Source organism: Rhizobium sp. PRIMUS64 (assembly GCF_023006465.1).
In the GTDB taxonomy this organism is placed as follows: domain Bacteria; phylum Pseudomonadota; class Alphaproteobacteria; order Rhizobiales; family Rhizobiaceae; genus Rhizobium; species Rhizobium leguminosarum.
The window spans coordinates 1-361 of the sequence record NZ_JALBGX010000356.1 but is presented as its reverse complement, the minus strand read 5'-3'; the positions used below and the strand labels follow the sequence as shown (position 1 = coordinate 361).

General features: G+C 62.3%; 1 protein-coding gene. It reads left to right on the top strand.

Features of this window, described 5'->3' with window-relative positions; genetic code table 11:
- Positions 1-361 (top strand): hypothetical protein (locus MOV76_RS39545; protein ID WP_247266635.1); only part of this gene is annotated, 361 nt, incomplete at both ends.

Here is a 361-nt window from a genome sequence, read left to right as displayed (position 1 = left end):
CAAACAGGCAATCCAGAACTCAACCACGGCAGGCAATGACGGTCGTCTTCGTGGTGACGAACTGCTGGTGCTCGCCCACACCAACGAGGACGTCAAGCGTCTGAACGAGGCACTGCGATCGGTGATGTCGGAAGAGGGCGCGCTCAGTGAGAACCGCGCTTTCCGGACCGAGCGCGGCGCGCGGGAATTTGCTGCCGGCGACCGCATCATCTTCCTGGAGAATGCCCGCTTCGTTGAAGCGCGCGCAATGCGTCTCGGCCCGCAACATGTGAAGAACGGCATGCTCGGCACGGTCGTTTCCACCGGCGACAAACGTGGCGACGCAGTGCTTTCGGTCCGTCTCGACAGTGGCCGTGATGTC